The organism is Chryseobacterium sp. C3 (assembly GCF_014218905.1).
In the GTDB taxonomy this organism is placed as follows: Bacteria; Bacteroidota; Bacteroidia; order Flavobacteriales; family Weeksellaceae; genus Chryseobacterium; species Chryseobacterium mucoviscidosis.
Map to the genome: position 1 here is coordinate 1 of NZ_JACLCU010000023.1, position 2244 is coordinate 2244.

A 2244-nucleotide genomic window follows, 5' to 3' on the forward strand; every position below is an offset into this window, starting at 1 on the left:
TCAGGAAAGAATGTTGTCCCGAAATACAACGGGAATATTGCCGAAGTAGACTGGAGAGCCGTAGAATCTATTGGTGCAAATCCATCAACAACCCCGAAAAGATACGGCTATGCGTATGATAAAATTAACAGGCTTACAGCAGGGTTTTACCAGAATCCCCAAAACCCTAACAGTAAAGAGAATACGGAATCTCTGGTGTATGACCTGAATGGGAATATTTCCAGCCTTTACAGGACTTCGGTAATGGAAAACGGAAGCAGTACGGCGACGGTAATTGATAACCTTACCTACGACTACAACGGAAACAGAGCAACCAAAATTAAAGACATCAGCGGAAACTCTACCGGATATGAAGGAACAGCGGGAAATACGATTGGGTATGATGTGAACGGAAACATGAAAAATATGATTGATAAAAGCATTACAGCCATCGGTTATAATTATCTGAATCTGCCCAACTCGTTAACGATTAATCTGGGACAGCTTACCACTGATATTGCTACAAAATATAGAGCAGACGGAAGCAAAGTAAGAAAAGAAACTACGAAAATTTCGATAGGAATTATAGGAACGACTACCAGTAAGGAAACAACGGATTATCTGGACGGTTTCCAGTATTTCAGTACAACAGGCGGAAATACAGGCGGTGGCGGAAGCACGGAAATGATGATGGCTTCAAGAGCTTTTGAGCCGCAGGCTTTTAGCTTGGTTGATCCTACAGGTACCAATACACTGCTTACCATAAAGACTCCCGACTTACAATTCTTCCCGACAGCAGAAGGATTTTATGATTATGTAAAAAATCAATATATTTACCAGTATAAAGATTTACAGGGAAATGTAAGGCTTTCTTACGCAAGAAACAGCGCAGGAGCTCTTGAGATTGTCGACAATAATGATTTCTACCCATTTGGGATGAATCATCTGAAAACTGGGAATGCGTATTTTGGAGGAGGTTCCTACAAAAACTACAAGTATCAGGAACAAGAACTTCAGGAAACAGGTTTTTACAGTTTTAAGTGGAGAAACTATATGCCGGATGTAGGAAGGTTTTTTAATATAGATCCATTGAGTGAAAAGTATAGTTATCAATCGCATTATAATTTTTCTGAGAATGCTGTTATCTCATATAGGGAATTAGAAGGACTTGAAAAAGTTTTAGCCATATTTTATACAGGAGGTTTTCAAGGTGGAGGAACAACTATTCCCAATTCTTCGCTTGCAGGAACTGCGGGGAAATTATTTGATTATGCATCATCTAATGCAAAAAATAAAGGCTATGAATTTAAAGGAGCTATTATTGCTCCAGGAATAGTTTACGAACCTAGCGTTTCTAAAGGTATGGATTTTATCAAAACTAATTATGAAAAGGGAGATCTAGTGATTACATATGGATACAGCTATGGTGCTGATAGTGCAATGAGACTTGGTTCAGAACTTAAAGATGAAAATATTCCTGTCGAATTATCTATGATTGTTGATTCCTCAGATGGATTCTTTAAAAACTCTACACTTAAAACAAATGTTTCGGATAATACCAAAACCGTATTAAATACATATCAAACAACACCCGACCCAACAACAACTGCAAAAGGAGAACCTTTAACAGCAGATAATAAAAATAAAACAACCATTACAAATACTAATCTAACTTCTAAAGAAACTAATCATCTAAATATTGACGAGAAAGCATTAGATTCTAATAAGAAGGCAATTGATAAGGCTTTACCTAATAATTAATATTATGAAACTATCTTTTTATTACCGTATTTTTATTTTTGTAATAACAATGCTAGTATGGTACTTAATCTATCTTGCTAAAATATCAGATTATTCTATTAATTACGAGTATGAATTTAAGGCATTAGGATTATCATTAACTTTTAGTATTGTTTTAACTTTAATATTTTTTTATAGAAGAGAATTTTATAAAAAAAATATTTTTTACAACAATTTTTTTTTAATTACATCTTCTCCAATATCATTGTTGTGCTTTATAAGGATTTATGTGGAATTTTTTGGACCTTTTTTTAAATTTTAGGAGTAAAAAATATTTCAGTAAATCAAATATTAGTTTTTAGACCCGCTCTCGCGGCTTTTTAATCCGTGAGCAATAATAAAAACCCACCGCAATTGTGGTGGGTTTTGTTCCCCGAAAAGATACGGGTATGCCTATGATAAAATTAACAGGTTAACGGCAGGGTTTTACCAGAATCCCCAAAACCCCAACAGTAAAGAGAATAC

The 2244-nt window shown here is 34.9% G+C and carries 1 protein-coding gene; it reads left to right on the top strand.

Going from position 1 to position 2244, the window contains the following annotated elements:
• The coding region (locus H6W53_RS21375) for an RHS repeat-associated core domain-containing protein (protein WP_317169766.1) at positions 1 to 1740 on the top strand (1740 nt) is incomplete at its 5' end.
• Positions 1741 to 2244: the final 504 nt, after the last annotated feature.